Raw genomic sequence first — 6,000 nt, 5'->3', positions numbered from 1 at the left:
ATTCCCCATTCCCCATTCCCCATTCCCCATTCCCCATTCCCCATTCCCCACTCCCTAACATTCAAACTGTGGTGATTTTGGATGCTTCCGGAATAGGTTCAACTTGTATCGGTAGCGCTTTTTCTTCAAAGGCGGCTAAGTCGAACCAAAAAGTTGTGCCAATGCCGACTTCACTCACTAGATGGACTTTACTACGATGTCTGTCGATGATATTTCTGACAATCGATAAACCTAAACCTGTGCCTTCTAGGGTGTGAACTCGGTTTTCTACGCGGAAGAAGCGTTCAAAAATTGAGTGTTGATCTTCTGTGGCGATGCCGATTCCAGTATCGGAAATTTCAATCCGCACTGGAGGAGATTGGGTGTGACTGGGCTTGAAATCTAGTTGGTAGGCGCGGATTGCCACTTTACCACCGAGTGTGGTGAATTTAAGGGCATTACCAATCAGGTTGCCAAAGACTTGTACTAACAGATCATAATTACCCATTACTAAGGGCAAATTAGCAGCAACTTCCTGAAGGAGTTCAACACCTTTATCTTTAGCATTAAGTTGGTAAGTACGCAATGTTTGCTCGATCGCTTGGGCTAAATCTACGCCATCGAAGCTGTAGTTGCGACCAGATTCGAGTTTTGACAAATCCAAAACATCGTTAACTAGACGGGTTAGGCGATCGGTTTCATTGTTGACTGTTTGCAGAAACTCCTGGCGTTCTTGTAAAGCTAAATCTTCGCCGTAGTCGTGCAGGGTTTCAATATAGGTTTTAATGTTGAATAGAGGCGTTCGCAGTTCGTGAGAAACGTTGCTGATAAATTGACTTTTTGCATCGTTTAGTTCGACCTCACGGGTTATATCTTGAATAGTAATCGCAATACCTTTGATGCTTTCTCTTTGCAGGTTGAGTACTGTAGTCAAGAGAATGCGGATCGTCCGTGGGATGGGTTGGTTAATAAAAATTCGGAATTCGGCGCTTTCGCATTCGCCTGCTGCCATTTCGTACAAGGGACGGGTAATTTCGGTTTGTACGGCTGGGGGTAAGTGATGTAAGACATTGCAACCTACTACATTAGCGGCTTCCCAGCCAAAAATTCGCTCTGCTGTGGGGTTGACTAAAATCACCTGCATATTGTTATCAATCAACACAGCACCATCTGCGATCGTGGAAACTAGGGTTTCTAGTTTGGCTTTTTCTGCGGTCAGTTCCTCAATATTCTGTTCTTCATAGCGCTCTAATCGCTCTGCCATTTCATTAAAGCTTAAAATTAACTCCCCTAGTTCGCCCCCTAAAGGTAAATTAATGCGCTGCTTAAAATTCCCGGTAGCAATTTGCTTTACCCCCACCAGCAGTTCTTTAATCGGCTTAGTGATGGTTAAAGCGTTAATCACTCCTGCCAAAATCACCATTACCCAAATTGTGATAAAAACGGCAATGGTGACATCGCGGGTAAAATTGGTGGAAATGACAGCAGTCTGATTGGGGTTGATACCGATCGCTAATACACCTAAATATTTTTTATTGACGATTAGAGGAATAAATACATCGGTGACTATCCCATCTGGGGTTAGATGTTGCCGTACCATCGGCTTTTCACCATCACCAGGATAACCTTCTGGCAGTTGTATCCGCCGTTTAATAGTGAGAGAGTTTTCTACCTCGGCTTCCCAAAAAGGAATGCCAAAAAAGATTTCCCCGGTTTCATCAGCGTAGAGCATATAACGCACACTAGAGGTGCTGCTGTAAAAACGTTGGGAAAATTGGGCAACCTCAGTAAGATTATTGTCAGCAACTAGGGGGGCAACGTTGGCAGCAAGCAGCAGTCCCAAGTCACGACCGAAGCGGGTGTCATTCATCCGCGCATCCTGCTGAATTGTATTCACAGCCCAGAAGGTCAGACCACTCATCACCAACGAAACTACCATTGTGGCCACAGCCAATAATTTGGTCTGGAGGGTGAACTCCGACCACCAACTAGCGATCGCATGTCGAATTGTTTTTAACAGACTTAGCATCTTAAATAAAGTTGTTAGTAGTCTTTGTTATAAGCCCAACAACTAAAAAATTAACAGTTAATTTGACAAATATGTTAGGGGGATTGGCAATAACTCCCAACTCCTAACTCCCAACTCCTAACTCCTAACTCTATGACCGATATCTCTCCGGTAATATATCCCCTGAAACTGAATATATTTGATCGCTGCATAGGCTTGGGCGATCGCTTGCTCAAAATTTTCTCCGATTCCAGTCACATTTAATACTCTACCCCCATCTGTCAATACTTCTTGTTGCTGGTTCAACTTCGTACCTGCATGAAATACAGTTGCTCCTGTTGCCTCTGCCTCGCCAATGCCAGTAATCACCTGGCCTTTTTTATATTCTCCGGGATAACCACCTGAAGCTGCAACGACAGTGGCAGATGCTCCCCCTTTCCAAGCGATGGGCGGCAATTCACTTAATCGCTGTTGTACACACGCTAGAAGCAACTCTTCTAGAGGTGTTTCTAACAGTGGCAAAATCACCTGGGTTTCTGGATCGCCAAAGCGACAGTTAAATTCCAAAACCTTCAAGTCGCCATCGGGTGCAATCATTAATCCAGCATACAGTACACCTCGGTAATCAATGCCTTTAGCTCGTAAGGTTGCGATCGCTCTTTCTAACACTTCTGTTTGAATGCGTGCCATCAACTCTGGCGTAGCAATCGGTGCTGGGGCATAGGCTCCCATTCCACCAGTATTTTCTCCTGTATCGCCGTCACCAATCCGCTTATGGTCTTGAGCTGGCAGCAAGGGTCGAATTGTTAACCCATCCGTCAACGCTAAAACTGACACCTCTTGCCCAATTAAACATTCTTCAATAACGACAAATTTACCAGCACTGCCAAACTGTCCCTGAAAAATTGCATCAACGGCACTTTCTGCCTGTTCAATTGTTTCAGCCACCGTTACACCCTTACCAGCCGCCAAACCATCAGCTTTGACAACAATTGGCGCTCCCTGAGATTTGACGTAAGATTTTGCTGCTGCTGCTTCCGTAAATACCGCAGCCCGTGCCGTCGGAATCCCCGCTTCTTGCATCAGGGCTTTTGCCCAAGCTTTACTCGCCTCAATTTGCGCTCCCGCTCTGACTGGGCCAAATACCATCAGCCCTTTGTCTTGGAGATAATCTGTGATTCCCTTCGCCAAGGGGACTTCTGGCCCAACTATTACCAGAGTTATCCCATGTTCTAGAGCATATCGGCTGATGCCCTCAAAATCATCTACTGCTAGGGGCAAGTTCTGGCAACGTTCCATACTTGCTGTGCCCCCATTCCCTGGTACACAGATAACTTGCTCAATTTGCTTAGATTGCAACAGTTTCCATGCCAGAGCGTGTTCGCGCCCCCCATTACCTACAACTAAAACTTTCACTGATTTCCTCGTGCGTCCCTTGCGAAACGAGAATGCCTATTCGGCTCTCGCGGATCAATTTTTCCATCAATTCTTACACTTGTGCAAGCCTCTTATAGCGCTTCTCGAATGGAAGCAATACACTTTGACCTCACTTTTATTCCTCTCTCCTAAAAGGAGAGAGGCTTTGAATCTTACTCCCCTTTCCTTAAAGGAAAGAGGCTGTTCTTGTTAGGTCTGTATTTCATGCAATTGAGAACCGACTATATGATTAAGTATATAGACATAAACCAATATTACTATGCAAAAAAGCTATTTTATTATGCATATCTAACTTTAATTATTCCGATCGGCTGACCTGTTTTAGCTATCGAATTTTACCTGTATTTATTCTTAAAATTAAATTTAATCAATTAATAAATTTATAATCTTATCATTAGCAATTATTAAATATATCTAATGATTTGTTTTAAATAAAAGTATATTGCCTTCATTCTCTGTTATGTTGAAAACCCTTTAATAATGAATCTAAAAATTATTTAACTAGTAACGAATTATTGATTATAATTATTAACTTGTGAATATAGAGATTAATCAGGATATAAAGAAATAGGCAACATGGCTAAAATTATCGTTACTGGAGCCGCCGGCTTTATTGGTTCTCATCTTGCAGAAACATTGCTGCAACAGGGAGAAGAAGTGATCGGAATTGATGAATTGAATGATTATTACGATCCGATGTTAAAGCGTAAGAATATTGTACACTTGCATCGTTCACCTAACTTTAAATTAATTGAAGGAGATATTCAGTTTTTAGATTGGCACAAGCTCCTAAAAGATGTTGATATAGTTTACCATCAAGCAGCACAAGCAGGTGTTAGAGCAAGTTGGGGTAAAGCTTTTCGAGGTTACACAGAACGAAATGTTAATGCTACACAAGTTTTGCTAGAAGCAGCCAAAGATGCTAAACATCTGAAAAGACTAGTGTTTGCCTCTTCATCGAGCGTATATGGTGATGCAGAAACATTACCTACCCACGAGAGAATTTGCCCTCAACCAGTTTCTCCTTACGGCATTACAAAGCTAGCTGCGGAGTTTTTGTGTGAACTGTATCACAAAAACTTTGGCGTACCCTGTGTGACATTGCGCTATTTCACAGTCTATGGCCCCAAACAACGCCCAGATATGGCATTTCATCAGTTTTTTAAATTGATTTTGCAGGATGAAGCGATTCCTATTTACGGCGATGGCCAGCAAACGCGCGAGTTTACCTTTGTTAGTGATATTATTGCCGCCAATTTAGCCGCCGCGATCGCACCCCAAGCAATAGGAGAAATCTTTAACGTCGGTGGCGGTAGCAGAGTAGTTTTAGCAGAAGTCTTAGATACGATTGAAGAAATCGTTGGGAAACCAATCAAAAGAAACTACATAGAAAAGGCGATGGGAGACGCCCGCCACACAGCTGCTGATGTATCTAAAGCAAAGAAAATTTTGGGATATCAGCCGCAAGTCTCCCTGAGAGAGGGTTTGATACAGGAATGGGAGTGGGTAAAATCTTTGTATTCTCTATCTTCCTAATTTCCCTCATCCCCCATCTTCTTAACCTTCACTTTTGTTATGCAAACCGTATTAATAGAAGTCTTGCCCTTAGCTGGTAGTCAAAACAACACCTTGGCGCACAGTACGCTTGCGCTCGCTTTTACGAGTACCCCCAGCCATCTGATACTCATGGCTATTTTTACCAAATTTATGAGCAACACCAAGCAAAATTTTTTCAGAATAGTCTGCCAAATCTCGTTCATTTTCGGTAATTTGGGTTAATAAAACATCAATAGTAGAAAGAGTGGTATTGTAGACTTCCAGAAATTGACGGTGATTTTCAATTTTATTAGTATAATCTTTAACCGTTAAACTTTCTCCTACATCTAGAGTAGGACTGATAGATTTAATACTTGCCAAGCGCATCTCAGCTTTGCTAAGAATACGTGAATCGCGTTTGTGCCTTGCCATAATTAATACTTCTTTACATGAAAGAATAAGCTAAATTTCTAGTAACTCTATAGTGAACAATTTTTTACAAGGTTGTCCTGCGTAAAATTGTTGATTTTTCTTCAGAAAACTAAAATTTGAGTAATTTCAGCAATTTTCATCTCCCTCTCCCTTTTATAACTGCACCTGCTCTTTACTCACGACTCACGACTTAGCACTGAGTTAAAGGAGAAGTTGCTACAGGAAAAACGGAAGTTCTTACTCTTAAGACGGAAGTTGCTACAGATTGCGCGAAACACTGAAACGTCAAGACAGAAGTTCTTGCTCTTAAGGCAGAAGTTGCTACAGACTGCGCGAAACACCGAAACGTCAAGGCAGAAGTTCCTACTCTTAAGGTGGAAGTTGCTACAGACTGCGCGAAACACCGAAACGTCAAGGCAGAAGTTCCTACTCTTAAGGTGGAAGTTGCTACAGACTGCGCGAAACACCGAAACGTCAACCCTGGAGCAATATTTTTTGATGGATGCTAAATGTGGGATTATGTGAGAGACTTTCAACAAATAAATTATCCAATTTTGTAGGGTGGGACGAAAAGTCCGTCTTTGCCTACGGGCGGACAAGACGAATTG

At 42.5% G+C, this 6,000-nt stretch carries 4 protein-coding genes; 1 reads left to right on the top strand and 3 read right to left on the bottom strand.

What is annotated here, in order from left to right; genetic code table 11:
* Positions 1-61: 61 nt before the first annotated feature.
* Together nblS and purD are read right to left on the bottom strand one after the other, a co-directional pair.
* On the bottom strand, positions 62-2,008 hold the full coding sequence (nblS, locus tag HWQ23_RS29035) for a two-component system sensor histidine kinase NblS (RefSeq protein ID WP_292836524.1): 1,947 nt from the start codon (positions 2,006-2,008) through the stop codon (positions 62-64).
* Positions 2,009-2,125: 117 nt separating this feature from the next.
* Positions 2,126-3,403 (bottom strand): phosphoribosylamine--glycine ligase, encoded by a 1,278-nt coding sequence (gene purD, locus HWQ23_RS29030; protein ID WP_292836522.1) that lies wholly within the window; start codon positions 3,401-3,403, stop codon positions 2,126-2,128.
* 597 nt (positions 3,404-4,000) lie between these two features.
* Here purD and HWQ23_RS29025 point away from each other — a divergent pair.
* The gene (locus HWQ23_RS29025; protein ID WP_292836520.1) at positions 4,001-4,960 is read left to right on the top strand and encodes an NAD-dependent epimerase/dehydratase family protein; all 960 of its coding nucleotides are present in this window, start codon (positions 4,001-4,003) and stop codon (positions 4,958-4,960) included.
* Between the two features lie 69 nt (positions 4,961-5,029).
* Here the strand turns inward: HWQ23_RS29025 and HWQ23_RS29020 are convergent, their stop codons facing one another.
* Entirely contained in the window at positions 5,030-5,392 is a 363-nt protein-coding gene (locus HWQ23_RS29020) for a hypothetical protein (protein ID WP_292836518.1), read from the bottom strand.
* Positions 5,393-6,000: the final 608 nt, after the last annotated feature.

Source organism: Nostoc sp. JL33 (genome assembly GCF_017114985.1).
Lineage (GTDB): Bacteria > Cyanobacteriota > Cyanobacteriia > Cyanobacteriales > Nostocaceae > Nostoc.
Note: the sequence above shows the minus strand (reverse complement) of the source record. Positions and strands in the feature narration are given on the sequence as shown.

Bases quoted from the DNA above. Each gene is read 5' to 3' on its own strand.
- nblS (WP_292836524.1), bottom strand. From the start codon at position 2,008: ATGCTAAGTCTGTTAAAAACAATTCGACATGCGATCGCTAGTTGGTGG.
- HWQ23_RS29025 (WP_292836520.1), top strand. From the start codon at position 4,001: ATGGCTAAAATTATCGTTACTGGAGCCGCCGGCTTTATTGGTTCTCAT.
- HWQ23_RS29020 (WP_292836518.1), bottom strand. From the start codon at position 5,392: ATGGCAAGGCACAAACGCGATTCACGTATTCTTAGCAAAGCTGAGATG.